The following is a 19187-nucleotide window of genomic DNA, read 5'->3' as shown; positions in this document are numbered from 1 at the left end:
CCCAGGACGTGCTGAAATTCCTGACCAGCCTGTTCAAACCCGAGGCGGTGAAACCCGCCCCGGCCACCTCGGACACGTCGATGCTTTTTGCAGTGGAAGAGATTGCCCCCTTCCTCACCAGGCTTGCCAACAATCCCCGTTTCGGTCTGCCCGGCGGGCTCGCGGCCGAGGCTGCCGCGGCGCTGCCAGAACTCGCCGAACAGCAGAAGCGCCGCTGGCGCATCGACGGCGCCTTTGACCGCGCGCCCGCCGAGTTCGTTGTCGAGGTGATGATGGAGCGCGGCGGCGAGGCAGACGTCACCTTCTTTGCACCGCAGACGGCAGTGGAAGAGATCAACAGGGAACTGGCCGCCTTTGACGCGGCAACGGAGCGATAGTCCATGAAACTGCAGAACCTCGACGTCATCGTCACCGCCCCGCCTGCGCCCGGCTGGGGCGGGCGCTATTGGATCCTGGTGAAAGTGACCACCGACACCGGCATCACCGGCTGGGGCGAATGTTACGCATCCTCGGTTGGTCCCGACGCGATGGCCCACGTGATCCGGGATGTGTTCGAGCGCCATATGGCCGGGGAAAACCCCGAGAATATCGAGCTGATGTTCCGCCGTGCCTATTCCTCCGGCTTCACCCAGCGGCCGGACTTGACGGTGATGGGGGCATTTTCGGGGCTGGAGATCGCTTGCTGGGACATCTTGGGCAAGGACCGCGGCCGCCCTGTGCATGCGCTGCTGGGCGGACGGATGAACGAGCGCATCCGCGCCTACACCTACCTCTACCCGCTGCCGCAGCATGACATCACCGCGTTCTGGACCTCACCCGAAATGGCGGCGGAAGCCGCGGCACAGAAGGTGAGCGAAGGCTTCACCGCACTGAAATTCGACCCGGCAGGCCCCTATACGATGCGCGGTGGCCACATGCCTGCAATGTCCGACATCTCGATTTCCGTGGCCTTCTGCAAGGCAATCCGCGAGGCGGTTGGCGACAAGGCGGATCTTCTGTTCGGCACCCATGGCCAGTTCAATACGGCAGGCGCGATCCGCCTAGGCCAGGCGCTGGAGCCATTTTCCCCGCTCTGGTTCGAGGAGCCCACGCCGCCCGACAACATCGAAGACATGGCACGGGTTGCCCGCAACGTGCGTATTCCAGTGGCCACGGGTGAGCGGATGACCACCAAATCCGAGTTCGCCACCGTGCTGCGTGCAGGGGCTGCGGAGATCCTGCAACCCGCCCTGGGCCGTGCCGGCGGCATCTGGGAAATGAAAAAGGTCGCGGCTATTGCCGAGGTTTTCAACGCCCAGATGGCGCCGCATCTGTATGCCGGACCGGTGGAATGGGCCGCCAACATTCACCTCGCCGCCTCGATACCCAACATCCTGCTGCTGGAGACCATCGAAACCCCGTTCCACGAACAGCTGATCAAGGGCTCGATCCGGGTCGAAAACGGCTTTGTCACGCCGCCGGATGCGCCCGGGCTGGGCATCGAGGTGGACGAAGATCTGGCGCGCGCGCATCCCTTCACCGGCAGCGATCTGCACCTCAACATGCAGGAAGCCCCCTGCGATTATGCCAATGGAAATGCTTTCGCCGGTGGCTCTCCGCCTATTGTGGAGTAAAATGCAACTCCGGGGTGACTCGGCTGCCGGAAAGGGCCATGGTGCCGGGAAAAGACTACAGCAGGACCTGAGCAGTGCCCCCTTCGCGCCAAGACGCCCTTCCCCCGGAAACCCCGCAGAACATGCAGGAAAGCGCCGCCGCCGCGGCTGCCTTCCTCAAGGCGCTGGCCCATGAGGGGCGGCTGATGATCCTGTGCCACCTGGGCGCGGGCGAGCGCTCGGTCGGTGAGTTGGAGGCGCTTCTGGATATGCGCCAGGCCGCGGTGAGCCAGATGCTGGCGCGGCTGCGCGAAGAAGGCCTGGTCGCCGCCCGGCGCGAAGGGAAAACGGTGTATTACTCGCTGCAGGACCCGAAAACTGAAGAGACCATTGCTCTGCTCTACAAGCATTTCTGCAGCGGTCTCTGAGCGGCCGGGCAGCAGCCCGTTCTGAAACCAACGGCCTGCCCCGCAGCGGCCCCCGCGCTGCGCTTTGCGCAGCTCCACGCCCAACCGGAAGGGCGCATTCTACGAATGCGCCGCAACGGGCGGGAGCGCCCCGCTTGGCCTCAGCTGTCCGCGCGGACTGTCTGGGTCTGGACGCCCAGGCCTTCGATCTCCAGCCGCATCACGTCGCCCGGCTTCAGATAGACCGGCGCGGGCTTGATCCCCATGCCGACCCCCGGCGGCGTGCCGGTGGCGATCACGTCGCCCGGGTGCAGGGTCATCAGCTGGCTCAGATGCGCGATGATCTGCGCCACCGTGAACACCATCGTGCGGGTGCTGCCGGTTTGCCTGCGTTCACCGTTCACGTCGCAGGTCAGCCACAGGTCTTGCGGATCGGGCACCTCGTCGCGGGTCACCAGCCAGGGGCCTACGGGGCCGAAGGTGTCGCAGCTCTTGCCCTTGGTCCATTGTCCCGTCAGCTTGGTCTGATAGTCGCGCTCGGACACATCGTTGATCACGCAGTAGCCCGCCACGTGGTCCAGCGCCTCTGCCTCCGTGACGTATTTGGCGGCGGTGCCGATCACCACGCCCAGTTCCACCTCCCAATCCGACGCGACCGAGCCGCGTGGCAGGACCACGTCGTCGTTTGCCCCAACCATCGAGGAGGTGGCCTTGAGAAACAGGATCGGGTGCTCTGGCAGTGCCATGCCCACTTCTTCGGCGTGATCGGTATAGTTAAGGCCGATCCCGAGGAATTTGCCTGCCTGCCCGACACATGGCGCCAGGTCCGGCGTGCCCGGGACCAGCGGCAGCGTCTGCGGGTCCAGCGCGGCCAGCCGGGCTAAGGTGGCATCGTCCAGAACAGCACCGGTGATGTCCGGCACATGCGCCGACAGGTCCCGGACCGCGCCAGCGCTGTCCAGCAGCCCAGGCCGCACATCTCCGCCAGTGCGGTATCGCAGCAGTTTCATGAGTGTCTTCCCTGTTTCCTGATTGTTCCGGTTCAGTTGGAGACGTAGCCCGCCACCACCTGCAGCAGCTTGAAAGCGGTCGAGGCATCGTTTTCGACGACCGCCATGAATTCCTCCTCGCCGATGCGCAGGCAGCGCAGGTCGTTCTCCGCAATCATGCTCAGCGCCCGCGGCTCCTGGCGGATCAGTCCCAGCTCCCCAACCAGCCGCCCGGGGCCGACCTTGGCAATCAGCCGGTCCTCTTCCCCCTCCTGCGGCAGGTACAGCCCCGCCTCGCCTTCGAGGATCATATAGGCGCCGTCCGAGGCCACATCATCCTTGAGAAAGACCGTCTCGCCTTTCTTGGCCTCATACCAGCGCGCGCCAAAGGCCAGCAGGCGCAGCTGGCGGCGGTTCAGGCCGGAAAACAGCTCGGTCTGTTCCAGCGCCCGCAGCTTGCGGGCCAGGTCCTGGCTGGCCGCACCCTCGCTTGCCGCCGCCGCCTCCGCCTCGTCGCTGACCAGCCGTCCCTGGCGCAGTTCATAGAAGACGTCGAACACATCCGGGTTCTGGAAGCCGGATGCCAGGTAGATCAGGGTGGTGTCCGGCAGCAGCTTGCGCAGGTTCTTGTGCACTGCCACCCGGGTTTCGAGATCATAGCTCGCCATAGCGGAATCGAGGATCAGGATATCAGGCCGCTTGATGGTGGCCCGGCAGAATGCCAGCGGCTCGGCAAAGCTGGCCGCCAGCCCCTGCCCGCCGACCGCGATCGGCATGTCAAAGATCAGCTCCACCACCTGGTCGCGCAGCCCTTCACGCACCATCAGGTCCGACACCAGCTTGCGCACCTCGTCCGCCTTGGAGCCGGCCGCATCCGAGATCTTGCCGAACAGCGCGTTTTCCAGGACCGTCAGCGTGGGTGCGAAACTGTCCCCCGAGAACGGCACAAAGCTGGCGCCGAGCGATTTCAGCAGGCTCTCGCCGTGACTGCGGCGGAAGCTCAGGATGCGCTCTTTCATCCCGTCCTCAAAGGCCGGGCCGATCTGTTCTGCGGAAATGGTGAAAGGCACGATCAGAAGCTGCGCCAGCTCCCCGCCGCTGAGTGCAGCGGCGTCGCCGGCCCCTTGCCGGTCGACCAGGGCGATCGCCGCCTCATAAGCCTCCACATCCAGCCCCAGCTTGCGGAAGAGCGGGTGGCCGGTGCCATCCATGCCAAAGATCTGCCGCAGCATTTCCACCACATCGCGGGTCAGCGACACCAGCCCTTCATCCAGCCCCAGCTGCTTGAGCTGGCCGAGAAATTCCGCGTGCCGCTGCAGCGTTTCAACCGTCATCGCTTCCTGAGACGCGGCATACAGCAGGTTCTCTGCAACCGGCAGCGCCGGGTTGTAATGATCGTTGTCCAGAAAATGCACATGCACATCCAGTCCCGCGTCCTTGACAGCCTGGCGCACTGCCGGGCGCAGTTTGACCAGCCGGTCTGCCAGCTCCGGGTGCGCAGAAGCTTCGAAGAACTGCTCGATGCCGCGCCGGAACAGGGCGGTGTCGGAGCCAATCCCCTCCACCAGTTTCAGCCACCAGTCCCGCAGCTCCTCCTCGCTGGAGAACCCCGCCAGCTCGGGATCAAGCCAGGGCGCGTCAAAGGGATCCGGGCTGTTGCCCGCGCGCACTGCGGTTTCGAGCCGCTCCAGGTCCTGCCCTTCGCCCAGCGGGCGCAGCCGCATCGGCATCATCACGTTGTCGCCAAAGGAGCCCTGGAACAGAACCGGCCGCGAGGTGGCATAGCCGATCCGCGCTGCCAGCGTGGCCTGATGCAGGCCGCTGAGGTTCTGATCCGCCACCGTCACCGTGCCGGAGGACGGCAGGATTTCCCGGGTCAGCAGTTCCGCCAGGGCCCGTCTGTCTTCCTCCGAGGGGGCAGCAATCCCGATCACCTGCCCGGCGGGGAAGGCCGCACTCAATTCCTCCAGCACCAGGTTTCCGTCGGCATCCCGCACCGTGACGGAATCCAGCACGATATCCCCGTTGAGATGCGACAGCTCCTCCGGCTCGCCGGTCATCAGCTTTTCACCGACCATCCCCTGCGGCGCAAAGCGTTCCAGAACCACGTCCCAGCGCAAGCTCATGTCCTGGGTCTGGTTGTAATAGGCCAGCAGCTCCTTCCAGGGCGCAGCGAGATCTTTGTAGGCCGCCAGCGCCGCCACCAGCGCCCCCAGCGACACCTTGCCCTGCAGCACCAGAAAACCGCCGACCGCGTAGAAGAAGAAGGGCGTCAGCTGGGTTATGAAGTTGTTGAGGAACTTCATGAAGAATTTCTTCTGGTAGATCTGAAAGCGGATGTCATACAGCCGCCCCAGCCGGTCGGTGATCACCGCCATCCGGTAGCGCCAGCCGCCGTTGATCCTGAGCGTGGAGGCACCAGCCGCGCTTTCACCGATCTCGGTAGCCAGCGCTCGGACCTGCTTGATCCGCTTCTTGTTCAGCTGGTTGATCTGCCGCTGCAGCATCGGGATCAGCCAGCCCTGCAGCGGAATCAGTGCAATCGCGGCCATTCCGAACCAGAAGTTCTGCAGAAACAGGAAAAACAGGATGGTCAGCATCTGGCCGGCCTGCAGCACCGGCTGGCTGACCGCATCGCCCATCAGCCCGCCCATCGGCTCCGACTCGGAGGTGACCATCGACACCAGCTCGCCCTGGCTGACGCGTTCGAAATAGGGCTGAGGAAAACGCAGAACCCGGGCAATCAGCTGGTAACGGAAGCGGCGCAGCATCCGCTCGGCCAGCACCCCCTTCATCGTGTTGATCCGCATCTTCAGCAGCCCGTGGCACAGCACCGACAGCAGAAAGGCGCCGCAGAGGATCCACAGGAAGGTCAGCTGGTCGAAACTATACCCCAGCACGGTGACGGTGGAGGTCTCCGAGCCGATGGCATCGTTGATGATCCGCTTGGGCAGCTCCAGCGTCAGATACAGCAGCGGGAACAGGCAGGCGGTGACAACCAGCAGCACCAGCTGATCGCGTTTCGAGTATTTCCAGATGAAACGGAACAGAGAGCGTTCGATGGGAAAGCTCCATCAATGGCGGCTTCGGAATTAGGCTGTCTTATGGGTAGCGCGGTTTGCCGGGGACAGGCAATGGGCAGAAACCCGCTTCGTCCCGTTGCGGCACCTTGCCGGCGCGGCATTTGCCAGGCGGCGAAAAATCCGTAAGGTTCCAGCGAGGTACACATGCTGGAGGTCATTCGGTTTGCCGGATTATGTCGGATCTGTTCTGCTGCTGCTCTGCGCTTTGCAGGTCAAACACCTGTTTGCCGACTTTTTTCTGCAAACGCCGAAGATGCTGTCCGGCCGCTGCGCCTATGTCCACATGGGGCGTGCCCAGCATGCCGGGGTGCATGTGATCGGCTCGGCCATCGTCTTCTTGCTGTTCGGCGCGCCGGTGGTCTTCATCCTGGTGCTAGGAGTGCTGGAGTGGGTGGTGCATTTTCACATCGACTTCGGCAAGGCCCGGTTCTCTGAACGGCGCAAACTGAACCCGCAGCAGGCGATGTTCTGGCAGGCGATGGGCTCGGACCAGGCGCTGCACCAGCTGACCTATATCGCCATGGCCTGGGCCTGGGTGAAATACGCCGCGATGTGAGTGCGGCGGACCGCTGGGGGCCAGCCCCCAGACCCCCGGAGTATTTCTGCAAAGAAGAAGCTCAAGAACGGTGCTATTTCTTCTTTGTGAAAATACTCCTGCCGGAGGCATGCGCCAAAGGCGCATTTTTCAGGGCACCACAGGCTTGTCCCGCTTGATCGTGCGCAGCACCACATTGGTCTGGGCACTGGCGACAGCGGGCAGGCGGAACAGGAAGTCCTCCAAGAACCGGTTGTAGGCGTCCAGATCAGGGGCCAGCACCCGCAGATGGTAGTCGGCCTGGCCGGTGGTGGCGTAGCATTCCTGCACCAGCGGGCTGGTCTCCACCGCCCGGATGAACTCCACCAGCTTGTCCGGGTCATGGCGGGTCAGGTGCACATGCACAATGGCCTGGAACCCCAGCCCCATCGCAGGCGCATTCACCACCGCGCCGTAGTGCTCGATGATCCCTGCCTCCTCCAGCGCCCGCACACGGCGCCACAAGGCAGAGGGTGACATGCCCACGGCCTCCGCCAGGTCGGCGTTGGAGATGCGGGAATCCTCCTGCAGCAGGGTCAGAATGCGGCGGTCGCGGCGGTCTAGCTTCATAAGGCGGTCAAATTCTCCGTGCCCAGGCGGGCTTTCGGTCAATATATCCATAAATCTGCGCAAAATCAGCAAGTCTGGCAATTCTTTCCAGCCTGAGGGGATTATCTTTCCGCGATCCATAGATTCCGTGCAAGGACTCCCCCTGCGATGACCAAGCTGAGCCACGATTTCCGCAGCTACAAGCTGGACGACCGATATGACATGACCAAGGGCCGGGTGTTTCTGACCGGCACCCAGGCACTGGCCCGGGTAATGCTGGACCAGGCCCGCCGCGACCGGGCCGCGGGGCTGAACACCGCGGGCTTTGTATCGGGCTACCGCGGCTCGCCGCTGGGCGGGGTGGACCTGGAGTTCTGGCGCGCCAAGGCGCGGATGCAGGAGAACCGGATCAAATTCATGCCTGCGGTGAACGAGGACCTGGGCGCCACCGCTGTTCTGGGCGCGCAGCAGGCGGTGCTCGATCCGCATTGCGAGGTCGAGGGCGTGTTTTCCATGTGGTACGGCAAGGGGCCGGGCGTCGACCGTTCCGGCGACGCGCTGAAGCACGGCAATGCTTACGGCTCGTCGCCCAAGGGCGGCGTGCTGGTTGTGGCGGGCGACGACCACGGCTGTGTCAGCTCCTCGATGCCGCACCAGTCGGATGTGGCCTTCATGTCCTGGTTCATGCCGGTGCTGAACCCGGCGGATGTCTCCGAGTATCTGACCTTCGGCGAATACGGTTTTGCCCTGTCTCGCTACTCCGGCACCTGGGTCGGCTTCAAGGCGGTGTCGGAAACCGTGGAAAGCGCGCGCTCGGTCGAGTTGCAGCCGGACCGCGAGTTCGAATACCCCGAGCTGCCGAACTACCCCGGCGGGCTGCATATCCGCCGCGCCGACCTGCCCTCGCCTGAGATCGAAACCCGCATCCACGCCAAACTCGCCGCGGTGCGCGCCTTTGCTGAGGCGAACCCGATCGACAAGCGGATCTATGACATCAAAGAGGCGCGGTTCGGCTTTGTCTCCACCGGCAAGGGCCACCTGGACCTGATGGAGGCGCTGCGCCTGCTGGGGCTGGATGAGGCCGCCTGCCGCCGGTTGGGCATCGACATCTACAAGGTTGGCATGGTCTGGCCGCTGGACCGCACCGACGCGCTGAAGTTCGTGAAGGGCAAGCAGGAAGTCCTGGTCGTCGAAGAAAAGCGCGGCATCATCGAGAGCCAGTTCAAGGAAAACTTCTATGACTGGCCCGGCAACAAGCCGGAGAAGATGGTCGGCAAATACGACAGCGAGGGCAACCCGCTGATCCCCTGGACCGGGGAGCTGAGCCCGCTTCTGCTGGCGCCGATCGTGGCGGCGCGGCTGGACAAGTTCTTCCCCGAAGAGAACCTGCCCGCCAAGGCGGCCGCACTGACTGCGGAGCCGCCGAAGGTGCTGAACGTGCCTGGCGCCACCCGGACGCCCTATTTCTGCTCCGGCTGCCCGCACAACACCTCCACAAAACTGCCCGAGGGTTCCAAGGCGTTCTCCGGCATCGGCTGCCACGTGATGGCGAGCTGGATGGACCGGGAGACCGCGGGCTATGCCCAGATGGGCGGCGAAGGCGTGCCCTGGACCGTGGCCTCGCAGTTCAACGGCAACAAGCATGTGTTCCAGAACCTTGGCGAAGGCACGTGGTACCACTCAGGCTCACTGGCGATCCGCCAGGCAGTCGCGGCCGGCACCAATATCACCTACAAGATCCTCTATAACGACGCCGTGGCGATGACCGGCGGGCAGCCGGTGGACGGGCCTATCTCGGTGCATGGCATAGCCCAGACCTGCCGTGCCGAAGGGGTGGAGCGGATTGCCCTGGTCTCGGACGATATCGGCAAGTTCAGCCGTAGCGATTTCCCGGCGGGCACCACATTCCATGACCGCAGCACCCTGGACACGGTGCAGCGGGAACTGCGCGAGATCCCCGGCGTCACCGTGCTGATCTACGAACAGACCTGCGCCACAGAGAAGCGCCGCCGCCGCAAGCGCGGCAAGATGGAGGACCCGAAACGCTTTGCCTTCATCAACGATCTGGTCTGTGAGGGCTGCGGCGATTGCTCGGTGGAATCCAACTGCCTGAGCGTGGAGCCGAAGGAGACGCCCTTTGGCCGCAAGCGCAAGATCAACCTGTCCACCTGCAACAAAGATTTTTCCTGCCTGAACGGCTTCTGCCCCAGCTTCGTCACAGTCGAGGGCGCCACCCGGCGCAAGAAGAAAACCGCCGGGCTGGACGCCGCCGCGCTGACTGCCAAGCTGCCCGCTCCCGAACTTCCGTCGCTCAAGGAGCCCTTTGACCTGCTGGTCACCGGCGTGGGCGGCACCGGCGTTGTCACCGTGGGCGCACTGATCACCATGGCGGCGCATCTGGAAGGCAAGGGCGCAAGCGTGCTGGACTTCACAGGCTTTGCCCAGAAATTCGGCACGGTTCTAAGCTATATCCGGCTGTCCGCCACTCCGGACGCTTTGAACCAGGTGCGGATCGATCAGGGCGGCGCGGATGCCGTTATCGGCTGCGACGTGGTGGTGAGCTCGGCGCCCAAGGCCTCGGTTCATTACCGTGCCGGCACCAAGGTGGTGCTGAACCGGGCGGAGATGCCCACCGGCGACCTGGTGCTACGCCGCGATGCCGACTTGATGGCAGGCGTGCGCGAACAGACCATCGCCGAGGCCGTCGGCCCGCAGAACCTCTCCGGCTTTAACGCAAATGAGGCAGCGGAAAAGATGCTGGGCGATGCGGTGCTGGCCAACGTCATGATGCTGGGCTTTGCCTGGCAAAAGGGACTGGTGCCGGTCAGCGCAGGGGCGCTGGACCAGGCAATCGAGCTGAACGGCGTTGCGATCGACAAGAACCGCCTCGCCTTTGCCATCGGGCGCGCCATGGCAGCGGAACCGGGCCTGGTTGCCAGCCACTACGAGGAGACACCGGAGAAGGAGGAGACTCTGGACGAGCTGATCGAGCGCCGTGCCACATTCCTCACCGGCTATCAGAACATGGCCTATGCCAGCCGCTATACCGCAGCCCTGAACCGGTTCCGCGAGGCCCTGCCCCGCGACGTCCAGCAAGAGCTGACGGCCGCAGCAGCCCGGTCACTGTTCAAACTGATGGCCTATAAGGACGAGTATGAGGTCGCCCGGCTGCTGACCAGCGACAGGTTCCGGCATCAGCTGGAGGAGGAGTTCGAGGGCGGTTTCTCCGTCCAATACCATCTCGCCCCGCCGCTGCTGAACTGGAAGCGGGATGCGCGCGGGCGCCCAGCCAAAAGGGCCTTTGGCGCCTGGCTGCGACCGGCGATGAACCTCTTGGCGAAGGGCAAGGCGCTGCGCGGCTCGGCCTTCAACATCTTCGGCTATCACGAGGAAGCCCGGCTGCACCGTGGTCTGCTGGCGTGGTATGAGGGCGTGCTGGAAACTGTCGCCAGCCGCTATGCCGCGGACAAGCGGGAAGCCAGCCTGAAACTGCTGAAAGCACCGATGGAAATCCGCGGCTATGGCCCGGTCCGCCTGCAAGCTGCCAAGGACGTCCGTGCAGAAGCCGAGGAAGCGCTCAGCAACCTGTAAATCCTGCCGCCGGCCCGTCCGGGCCGGCGCGTTACACGTCCCAGTGCTGCCGGGTGAATTCGGTAAAGGCCTCCATTTCCTCCGGCAGCGGCTCGCGCCCGGTGAACACCTTGAGGTATTCCGGCGTCACCTCCAGCCGGTGGGCGTGGCTTTCGTTCGGGTCGGCCATGTCATAGCCGAGCTGCATGTAATAAAGCACCTTGGCGCGGGTCACCGCCTCGCGCTCCGGGTAGCCGTAGCGTTCGAACATGCCGGTCAAGGCTTCGACGCGGCGGCGGTCCGAGCGGTCCAGCAGGCTGCGCACCTTGCCGGAGCGGCGCGACCAGTCACGCACCGCAAAATCCAGCGCAGTGTTGAACAGATTGGGGTTGGTGATGCAGTGGAACACGTTCAGCACCGCCCCGGTAATGGTCTTGGCAGGCGCCTCTGCCTGGCGGACCATGCCGGCGGTGTTGGTCTGCTCCCAGGTCTTGAGCAGCGCGTCCAGCAGATCCTGGCGCGACTTGAAGTACCAGTAGAAGGACGAGCGCGAGACCTGCATCCTTTCCGCCAGCGCCAGCACCTTCACCTGCTCCACCCCGTCAGAGATCAGCACGTCCATCGCCACATTCAGCCAGTCATTGCGGGTGACCTTGATATTGCCGACCAGCGGCTCGGCCTCCGGATCGTCGCGGTGAAGAACAGGTTTCTGCGTCATGTGCGGCCCTTCGGATCATTCGCGTTTGCGGGCATCTTATGCCGGGTGCCCAGCCAGCGCCAACATGGCAATTCCGCAGACCGGTAACAGCGGCGGTAATCAAGTGCCCCTGTGGCCACAGGCCCTGAACTGTAGGGCTGTGCCGCACTGGAGTGGCCTGGCACGCGTATGTGACCAGATGTGATCGCCGCGCCTCCGGCGGGCGGAACCGTCACGAATCCGGCACGGATACAGCGTGGCAGCCCCAATCGGCATCAGACTGCGCGCAGCAAATACCGGCAAAATTTCCCTTTCACCGCGGGCCTCTGGCCAAATGGGGTTTGACTAAACCGCCCCCGGCGCGCGAAGGTGAGGCAAAAAAACAGGGGAAAACACGAACTCATGCACGCCTTGAACCAGCCGGGCGGACACATCTGAATGCGCCCGCTGCTGTCCGTCGAAAACCTCAGCATCGGATTTAACAAGGACGACTCCGTCGTTCAGGACGTGAGCTTTGCCGTCCGGCCGGGTGAGACACTGGCGCTGGTCGGGGAAAGCGGGTCGGGCAAGACGATCTCCTGCCGCGCGGTTCTGCGCATCCTGCCGAAGGTGGCGCAACTGCGCTCCGGGCGCATCCTGCTGGACACCGGCAAAGGCCAGATGGATCTGGCCACGCTGGAGGAACGCCGGATGCGCGATGTGCGCGGCAACACCGTGTCGATGATCTTTCAGGAGCCGATGCGCTCCTTGTCCCCTTTGCACCGGATCGGCAACCAGGTGTCCGAGGTGCTGTGGCTGCATGGCCGCAAAAGCGAGCGCGAAGCCCGCGAAATTGTGCTGGAGTGCTTTGAGCGGGTTGGCTTCCCGGAACCCGACCGGACCTACCGCTCCTATCCGTTTGAACTGTCCGGGGGCATGCGCCAGCGGGCGATGATCGCCATGGCGATGGTAGCCAAGCCACAACTGCTGATCGCCGACGAACCGACCACGGCGCTGGATGTGACGACCCAGGCGCAGGTGCTGGGGCTGATGAAGGATCTGCAGCGCGAAACCGGCATGGCGATGATCCTGGTCACACATGACCTGGGCGTGGTCGCCAACATGGCCGAGCAGGTGGTGGTGATGCACAAGGGGCGGGTGATGGAATCCGGCGGGGCGGAGCCGATGCTGCGCGCGCCTGCTCATCCCTATACCCAGGCGCTGTTCAAGGCCGCACCCGGCATTCCGGATGAGGCGGTGGTCGCCATCCCGCCCTCGCGCGATGACCTGATCATGGAGATGACGTCGGTCTCCAAGACCTACACGCTCAGGGCCAGCAAGGGCTGGCAGGCGCCCACCCTGATCCACGCCTGCCGCGAGATCGACCTGCGGGTGTCCCGCGGAGAGACACTGGCGATCGTCGGCGAAAGCGGCTCCGGCAAAACCACCGCGGCGCGGATCGCGCTGGGAGCGGAACTGCCCGATCCCGGCGGCGAAGTTCTGTTCCGCCCGGCTCCGGGAGAACCTCCGGTTACCGTCCACGACATGGACCGCGCCGCGCGCACCGCCTTTCAGCGCCAGGCGCAGATGGTGTTCCAGGACCCCTATTCCTCGCTGTCGCCGCGGATGCGCATCCAGGACACTCTGGTGGAACCGCTGGACATCCACCGCATCGGCAGCCGCGCCGACCGCCGCGACAAGGCGGCGGAGATGCTGCGCCTGGTCGGACTGTCGCCGGACATGCTGAAACGCTATCCGCACGCGTTCTCCGGCGGCCAGCGCCAGCGCCTGTCGATCGCCCGGGCGCTGATGCTGGACCCGGCGCTGATCGTCTGCGACGAGCCGACCTCGGCGCTGGATGTCTCGGTGCAGGAGCAGATCCTGCGGCTGCTGGAAGAGATCCGCGACCAGAAAAAATTGTCCTACCTCTTCATCAGCCACGATCTGGCTGTGGTCGCCCGGATTGCCGATGAAGTGGCGGTGATGCGGCGCGGGCTGATTGTCGAACAGGCACCGCCGGAAACCCTGTTTTACAATCCCCAGCACCCTTACACCAAGGCGCTGATCGCTGCCCAGCCCGAGCCCGATATCGACCGGCCCATCAACCTGAAACTGGTGGCCCAGGGAGCCGGCGCACCGGAATGCTGGCCCGAGGAGTTCCGCTTCAATGGCTCCGAAGCGCCGCCGCTAGTGAACATGCTCCACCTGGAACACGGCCACAAGGTACGCTGCCATGTTTGATGCCCTGAAACCCCTCCTCGCCGCTGCGCTCTGCCTGGCACCTCTCACCGCTCAGGCCGGGCCCGAGGTGCAGGAGAGCGCCTTCTGGAGCTCCGAGGTCAAAGCTGGTTACATGCCGCCTGCCGCCAAGCGTATACCCGAGGTGCCGCTGGTGGTGGATCTGGCGGCCAAGGGGCGTGAATTCGGCATTCAGGGCGGCACGCTGAACACCATGGTCACCCGCTCCAAGGATATCCGCCAGATGGTAGTCTATGGCTATGCGCGGCTGGCCGGATACGACGAAAACTACCAGCTGCAGCCGGACGTCCTGCTGAGCTTCGAGAGCGAAGACAACCGCCGCTTCACGCTGAAACTGCGCCCTGGCCACCGCTGGTCCAGCGGCGACCCCTTCACCTCGGCCGATTTCCGGTACTGGTGGGAAGACGTTGCCAACAACGAATTGCTGAGCCCGGCCGGACCGCCCGATTTCATGCGGGTGCAGGGCAAGCTGCCGCGGGTGAGTTTTCCCGACGAGACCACTGTCATCTACGAGTGGGACGCGCCCAACCCCGGCTTCCTGCACCTGCTGGCCCAGGCCCGCCCGCCCTTCATCTACCGGCCGGCAAAGTATCTGAAACAGTTCCATGCCGATTATGCCGATCCGGAGATTCTGGCAGAGGAAGTCGATTACGCCCGCGTCAAAAGCTGGGCGGCGCTGCACAACAAGTACGACAACATGTACAAGTTCGATAACCACGAGCTTCCGACATTGCAGCCCTGGATCAACGCTTCGCCTGGCAAGAAGATCCGCCACCAGTTCGTGCGCAATCCCTATTATCACCGGATCGACAGCCGCGGCGTGCAACTGCCCTATATCGACACGGTGGAAATGGAGATCGTCACTGCCGGGCTGGTGGCGGCCAAGTCAAACGCGGGCGAGACAGACCTGCAGGCCCGCGGCCTTGGTTTCCGAGACATTCCGATCCTGCGCAAGGGCGAGAAGGACGGCCGGAACTATACGACCTACCTCTGGGGCTCGGGCGCTGCGTCGCAGATTGCCATCTATCCGAACCTCAACGTGAACGACCCGGTCTGGCGCGAGATCCTGCGCGACGTGCGGGTGCGCCGGGCGCTGTCGCTGGCCATCAACCGGCGCGCCATCAACCGGGCGCTCTATTTCAATCTGGCCAAGCCCGGCGCCATGACAGTGCTGGAGCGGAGCGAATTCTTCGACCCGGCGCTGCGCGAGGCCTGGGCGGACTTCAACCCGGAGCTGGCCAACCAGCTGCTGGACGAGGCAGGCCTCACCGAAAAGGACGGCTACGGCATCCGCTATCTGCCCGATGGGCGGCGGATGGAGCTGGTGGTGGAAACCGCAGGCGAGCGTGAAGAGGTGGAAAACGCGCTGCAGATCATCACCGACGACTGGCGCGATGTCGGGGTGAAACTGGTGATGCGGCCGCTGGACCGCGACATCCTCCGCAACAGGGTGTTTTCGGGCACCACCATGTCGTCTGCCTGGTTCGGCTGGGACAACGGGCTGCCGCAGGCCTATACCTCGCCCGCCTATCTGGCACCGACCGATCAGGTGTTCCTGTCATGGCCCAAATGGGGTCAATACTACCAAACCGGCGGCAACGCGGGCGAGCCGCCGGATATGGCCCCCGCCCAGCGGCTGATGGAGCTGCTGCAGGACTGGAACATGGCCTCCACCCATGCAAAGCGCGCCGCCGCCTGGCGCGAAATGCTGAAGATTCATGCGGACCAGGTCTATGCCATCGGCGTGGTGGCCGCCGCACCGCAGCCCGTCGTGGTCAGCAACCGCCTGCGCAACGTGCCGGAGAAGGCGATCTGGGCCTGGGACCCGGGTGCGCACTTCGGCGTCTACCACCCGGATGAGTTCTTTTTCGAAGATGGCGAGGGCTGATGGAAATCCTGCGATACGCCATTTACCGCTTTGGCACCATGCTGCTCACGCTGCTGGTGGTGTCGGTGCTGATCTTTGCCATCATCAACCTGCCGCCCGGCGACTACCTGTCGAACCAGATCGCCGAGCTGCAAGCCACCGGCCAGTCCGCGGGCGTCGCCAAAGCGGAGTTCCTGCGCAAGGAATATGCGCTCGATAAGCCGCTGTGGCAGCAATACATGATCTGGATGGGCTTCATGCCCGGTCCGCACGGATTCTCCGGCATGATCCAAGGCAACTTCGGCTGGTCCTTCGAGTTCGATAGCCCGGTGGCCGATATCGTCGGAGACAGCCTGTGGCTGACCGTTCTCGTGAACCTGGCGGCAGTGGTGTTTGTCTATGCGGTGGCGCTGCCGCTGGGCGTTCTGGCCGCCGCCCGGGCCCGCACCTGGGTCGACTACTCCACCGCCTTTGTCGGCTACCTGGGGCTGGCCACGCCGAACTTCCTGCTGGCACTGATCCTGTTCTACTACGGCCACCGCTGGTTCGACCTGCCGATCGGCGGACTGATGGCACCCGAATTCGAAGGCGCGCCGATGAACTGGGAGAAGGTGAAATCCATCCTTGTCCACCTGATCGTGCCAACCTTCGTGATCGGCACCTCCGGTGCCTCCGCCATGATGCAGCGGCTGCGGGCCAACATGCTGGACGAATTGGGCAAGCCCTATGTGGAAACCGCCATCGCCAAGGGCATGGCGCCCTCCCGCATGCTGGCAAAATACCCGCTGCGGATCGCCTTCAACCCCTTTGTCGCCGATATCGGCAACCTGCTGCCCGCGATGATTTCCGGCTCGGTGCTGGTGTCGGTGGTGCTGGGGCTGCAGACCATCGGCCCGACCCTGCTGACCGCGCTCAAGACCCAGGACATGTTCCTCTCGGGCTTCGTTCTGATGTTCGTCGCCCTGCTCACCCTGATCGGCACCATGATCTCTGACGTGCTGCTGGTGCTGCTCGATCCCAGAATCCGCTACGAGGGACGCGACGCATGACCCAGCTGCCCGATGGACGTTACGTCGACGATGAACCCTTCGACCCGCAGGCCTCTTTGCTGGAGCTGGAGCGAAAGGACCTGGACGCCCCCAACTGGCTGCTGGTCTGGCGCAAGTTCAAGACGCACAAGCTGGGACTGATCTCGGGCATTTTCCTTCTGATTGCCTACGGCCTGATCCCGTTTGCCGGCTTCATTGCGCCTTACGGCCCCAATCAGCGGTTTTCGGAGCATCTTTACTCGCCGCCGCAATCCATCAAGCTGTTCCACGAGGGCGAATTCGTCGGGCCTTTCGTTTACCCGATGACATCCGAGGCAAACCTTGAGACCTTTCAATGGGAGTTCAAGCCGGACACCTCGCGCCCGCTCAAGCTTTCGTTCTTCTGCGAGGGCAGCACCTATAACCTGGCCGGTTTCATCGAAAGCAACCGCCACCTGTTTTGTGCCAGCGAGGAGGCAACGATCTTCATCCTGGGATCCGACCGTCTGGGCCGCGACATCTTCAGCCGGGTATCGTATGGGGCGCAGCTGTCCCTGACGGTGGGCCTGATCGGGATTTCGGTTTCCTTTGTTCTTGGGATATTCTTCGGCAGCGTCGCCGGCTATTTCGGCGGCCGGATCGATTGGATGGTGAACCGGGTGATCGAGATCCTGCGGTCGCTGCCGGAGCTGCCCTTGTGGCTGGCGCTTTCTGCCGCGGTGCCATCGAACTGGTCGCCGGTTGCGGTGTTCTTCATCATTTCGATCATCCTCGGCATTCTTGACTGGCCCGGACTGGCCCGTTCGGTGCGCTCCAAGTTCCTGTCCCTGCGGGAAGAGGAATATGTCCGCGCAGCCGAGATGATGGGCGCCTCCTCCGGGCGGGTGATCCGCAAACATCTGCTGCCGAACTTCATGTCGCACCTGATTGCCTCGGCCACCCTGTCTATCCCGGCAATGATCCTGGGCGAAACCGCGCTCTCATTTCTTGGCCTTGGCCTGCGGGCGCCTGCGGTCAGCTGGGGGGTGATGCTGAATGACGCGCAGAACCTGACCGCGGTCGAGATCTACCCCTGGCTGGCCGTTCCGATGCTGCCGATTGTCATTGTCGTGCTGGCTTTCAATTTCCTCGGCGACGGTCTGCGCGACAGTCTGGACCCCTATCAGCAATGACGCTGCTTGCCGCCCTGCCTGCTGCGGGCGCCTACCGCCTCACCGGCACAGGTCAATGGCGCAGCGCCTTTGCGGTGACGGAGCTGGCCAATGCCTCGATTGCCGCCGTGGGCCTGGAGCTTGCGCAGCTGATAGAGGCGCTGAACCTCGCGCCCTCAGCCCCGGAGGTCACCGTCAATCAGCGGCTGGCGTCCCTCTGGTTCAGCTACAGTTTCCGCCCCGATGGCTGGGAGCTCCCCAGCCTGTGGGATGCAATCGCGAGTGTGTATGAATCGCAGGACGGCTGGATCCGCTTGCACACCAACCTGCCGCACCACCGCCGGGCCGCGCTGCGGGTGTTGGGATGCGCGGGTGAGCGCAGCGCCGTGGCCACCGCGGTGCGCCAATGGCAGGCGGACAGGCTGGAGAGTGAAATCGTGGCCGGAGGCGGGGTGGCAGCTGCCATGCGCAGCCGCGCGGACTGGCTGGCGCATCCGCAAGGCCGCGCCATCGCGGCGGAGCCGCTGGTCCAGTGGGCCTCCCCCCGCACCGTCCGGCTGCGGGATCGGCCCCAGGCTACGGCGGAACGCCCGCTGGCGGGGCTCCGCGTGCTGGACCTGACCCGGGTTCTTGCGGGGCCGGTTTCAACCCGAACCCTGGCCGGGTTCGGAGCCGATGTGCTGCGCATCGACCCGCCCGGATGGGATGAGCCAGGGGTGATCACCGACATTTCCCTGGGCAAGCGCATGGCCGCACTGGATCTCACCAAAGGTGAAGACAGGCTGGTGTTAGAAACCCTGGTGGCGAAGGCGGACGTGCTGGTGCACGGCTACCGCCCCGGTGCTCTGGACGCGCTGGGATACGGTGCAGACAGCCGCCGCCAGCTCGCGCCAAACGTGGTGGAGGTGACGCTGGACGCCTACGGCTGGACCGGCCCCTGGGCGGCCCGCCGTGGCTTCGACAGCCTGGTGCAGATGAGCGCGGGGATTGCCGATGCCGGCCGCGCCTGGGCCAAGTCGGACAGGCCAACTCCGCTACCGGTACAAGCACTGGACCACGCCACCGGCTATCTGATGGCTGCCGCGGTGCTCTCAGCGCTCACCGCAGCGGCCCGGAGAGAAGAGGTTCCCTCAGCGTATCTCTCCCTGGCGCGCACGGCTGAGCTGCTTGCGGGATTGGCAATAACGGCCGAAGGCCCGGGACTCTCCACGCCTGCGGGCAGCGACTATGCCGAAGAGATCGAGAACACTGGCTGGGGCCCGGGCCGCCGTCTCGCGCCACCGCTCAGGGTTGGGTCAAGCCCGATCCGCTGGAACCTGCCTGCTGGCCGCTGCGGCAGCAACGCGGCCTCTTGGCCGGAATAACCGCATAGGAAGGGGCGCTGCCCCTCTTGGCCTGCGGCCAATTCACCCCGGGGTATTTTGGACCAGAAAGAAGCCCGG

General features: G+C 64.3%; 14 protein-coding genes. 10 read left to right on the top strand and 4 right to left on the bottom strand.

Features of this window, described 5'->3' with window-relative positions; genetic code table 11:
• Positions 1-8: 8 nt before the first annotated feature.
• The 3 genes from ACFMBG_RS02440 (at position 9) to ACFMBG_RS02430 (ending at position 2020) form a co-directional block, all read left to right on the top strand.
• On the top strand, positions 9-377 hold the full coding sequence (locus tag ACFMBG_RS02440; protein WP_421053141.1) for a hypothetical protein: 369 nt from the start codon (positions 9-11) through the stop codon (positions 375-377).
• A 3-nt stretch (positions 378-380) separates the two neighbouring features.
• Positions 381-1613, top strand: coding sequence for a mandelate racemase/muconate lactonizing enzyme family protein (locus tag ACFMBG_RS02435; protein WP_421053140.1), 1233 nt, complete (start codon positions 381-383; stop codon positions 1611-1613).
• Between the two features lie 122 nt (positions 1614-1735).
• Positions 1736-2020 (top strand): ArsR/SmtB family transcription factor, encoded by a 285-nt coding sequence (locus tag ACFMBG_RS02430; RefSeq protein ID WP_421053159.1) that lies wholly within the window; start codon positions 1736-1738, stop codon positions 2018-2020.
• A gap of 140 nt (positions 2021-2160) precedes the next feature.
• Here ACFMBG_RS02430 and ACFMBG_RS02425 read toward each other — a convergent pair whose 3' ends face one another.
• Both ACFMBG_RS02425 and ACFMBG_RS02420 read right to left on the bottom strand, forming a co-directional pair.
• Positions 2161-3009: a fumarylacetoacetate hydrolase family protein gene (locus ACFMBG_RS02425; protein ID WP_421053139.1), complete on the bottom strand. Its 849-nt coding sequence runs from the start codon at positions 3007-3009 to the stop codon at positions 2161-2163.
• Positions 3010-3041: 32 nt separating this feature from the next.
• Positions 3042-5999 (bottom strand): ABC transporter transmembrane domain-containing protein, encoded by a 2958-nt coding sequence (locus ACFMBG_RS02420; RefSeq protein ID WP_421053158.1) that lies wholly within the window; start codon positions 5997-5999, stop codon positions 3042-3044.
• Positions 6000-6234: 235 nt separating this feature from the next.
• Between ACFMBG_RS02420 and ACFMBG_RS02415 the strand changes: the two genes are divergently transcribed.
• Entirely contained in the window at positions 6235-6627 is a 393-nt protein-coding gene (locus ACFMBG_RS02415; protein ID WP_421053138.1) for a DUF3307 domain-containing protein, read from the top strand.
• A gap of 129 nt (positions 6628-6756) precedes the next feature.
• On the opposite strand, the gene ACFMBG_RS02410 is transcribed toward ACFMBG_RS02415, so the two are convergent.
• The gene (locus ACFMBG_RS02410; RefSeq protein ID WP_421053137.1) at positions 6757-7215 is read right to left on the bottom strand and encodes an Lrp/AsnC family transcriptional regulator; all 459 of its coding nucleotides are present in this window, start codon (positions 7213-7215) and stop codon (positions 6757-6759) included.
• 147 nt (positions 7216-7362) lie between these two features.
• Between ACFMBG_RS02410 and ACFMBG_RS02405 the strand changes: the two genes are divergently transcribed.
• Entirely contained in the window at positions 7363-10785 is a 3423-nt protein-coding gene (locus ACFMBG_RS02405) for an indolepyruvate ferredoxin oxidoreductase family protein (protein ID WP_421053136.1), read from the top strand.
• Between the two features lie 31 nt (positions 10786-10816).
• Here ACFMBG_RS02405 and ACFMBG_RS02400 read toward each other — a convergent pair whose 3' ends face one another.
• A complete protein-coding gene (locus ACFMBG_RS02400; RefSeq protein WP_421053135.1) occupies positions 10817-11482 on the bottom strand; it encodes a TetR/AcrR family transcriptional regulator in 666 nt (221 codons plus the stop codon).
• Positions 11483-11899: 417 nt separating this feature from the next.
• Here ACFMBG_RS02400 and ACFMBG_RS02395 point away from each other — a divergent pair, with 417 nt between their 5' ends.
• The 5 genes from ACFMBG_RS02395 to ACFMBG_RS02375 are packed head-to-tail and all read left to right on the top strand — an operon-like array spanning position 11900 to position 19109.
• Positions 11900-13681, top strand: a complete 1782-nt coding sequence (locus ACFMBG_RS02395) for an ABC transporter ATP-binding protein (RefSeq protein WP_421053134.1) — start codon at positions 11900-11902, stop codon at positions 13679-13681.
• Positions 13674-15587 (top strand): ABC transporter substrate-binding protein, encoded by a 1914-nt coding sequence (locus ACFMBG_RS02390; protein WP_421053133.1) that lies wholly within the window; start codon positions 13674-13676, stop codon positions 15585-15587. The genes ACFMBG_RS02395 and ACFMBG_RS02390 overlap by 8 nt, the downstream gene beginning before the upstream one ends.
• On the top strand, positions 15587-16615 hold the full coding sequence (locus ACFMBG_RS02385; RefSeq protein WP_421053132.1) for an ABC transporter permease: 1029 nt from the start codon (positions 15587-15589) through the stop codon (positions 16613-16615). The genes ACFMBG_RS02390 and ACFMBG_RS02385 overlap by 1 nt, the downstream gene beginning before the upstream one ends.
• Positions 16612-17766: an ABC transporter permease gene (locus ACFMBG_RS02380; protein ID WP_421053131.1), complete on the top strand. Its 1155-nt coding sequence runs from the start codon at positions 16612-16614 to the stop codon at positions 17764-17766. Before ACFMBG_RS02385 ends, ACFMBG_RS02380 begins: the two co-directional genes overlap by 4 nt.
• A complete protein-coding gene (locus tag ACFMBG_RS02375) occupies positions 17763-19109 on the top strand; it encodes a CoA transferase (RefSeq protein ID WP_421053130.1) in 1347 nt (448 codons plus the stop codon). Before ACFMBG_RS02380 ends, ACFMBG_RS02375 begins: the two co-directional genes overlap by 4 nt.
• The last annotated feature ends 78 nt before the right edge of the window (positions 19110-19187 follow it).

The organism is Leisingera coralii (assembly GCF_049056525.1).
GTDB classification, from domain to species: domain Bacteria; phylum Pseudomonadota; class Alphaproteobacteria; order Rhodobacterales; family Rhodobacteraceae; genus Leisingera; species Leisingera coralii.
The sequence above is the reverse complement of the archived record's forward strand: the minus strand, read 5'-3'. Positions and strand labels throughout refer to the sequence as shown.

Coding starts and splice junctions, on each gene's coding strand:
- ACFMBG_RS02410 (WP_421053137.1), bottom strand. CDS start 7,215: ATGAAGCTAGACCGCCGCGACCGCCGCATTCTGACCCTGCTGCAGGAG.
- ACFMBG_RS02430 (WP_421053159.1), top strand. CDS start 1,736: ATGCAGGAAAGCGCCGCCGCCGCGGCTGCCTTCCTCAAGGCGCTGGCC.
- ACFMBG_RS02400 (WP_421053135.1), bottom strand. CDS start 11,482: ATGACGCAGAAACCTGTTCTTCACCGCGACGATCCGGAGGCCGAGCCG.
- ACFMBG_RS02380 (WP_421053131.1), top strand. CDS start 16,612: ATGACCCAGCTGCCCGATGGACGTTACGTCGACGATGAACCCTTCGAC.
- ACFMBG_RS02425 (WP_421053139.1), bottom strand. CDS start 3,009: ATGAAACTGCTGCGATACCGCACTGGCGGAGATGTGCGGCCTGGGCTG.
- ACFMBG_RS02385 (WP_421053132.1), top strand. CDS start 15,587: ATGGAAATCCTGCGATACGCCATTTACCGCTTTGGCACCATGCTGCTC.
- ACFMBG_RS02435 (WP_421053140.1), top strand. CDS start 381: ATGAAACTGCAGAACCTCGACGTCATCGTCACCGCCCCGCCTGCGCCC.
- ACFMBG_RS02405 (WP_421053136.1), top strand. CDS start 7,363: ATGACCAAGCTGAGCCACGATTTCCGCAGCTACAAGCTGGACGACCGA.
- ACFMBG_RS02395 (WP_421053134.1), top strand. CDS start 11,900: ATGCGCCCGCTGCTGTCCGTCGAAAACCTCAGCATCGGATTTAACAAG.
- ACFMBG_RS02390 (WP_421053133.1), top strand. CDS start 13,674: ATGTTTGATGCCCTGAAACCCCTCCTCGCCGCTGCGCTCTGCCTGGCA.
- ACFMBG_RS02375 (WP_421053130.1), top strand. CDS start 17,763: ATGACGCTGCTTGCCGCCCTGCCTGCTGCGGGCGCCTACCGCCTCACC.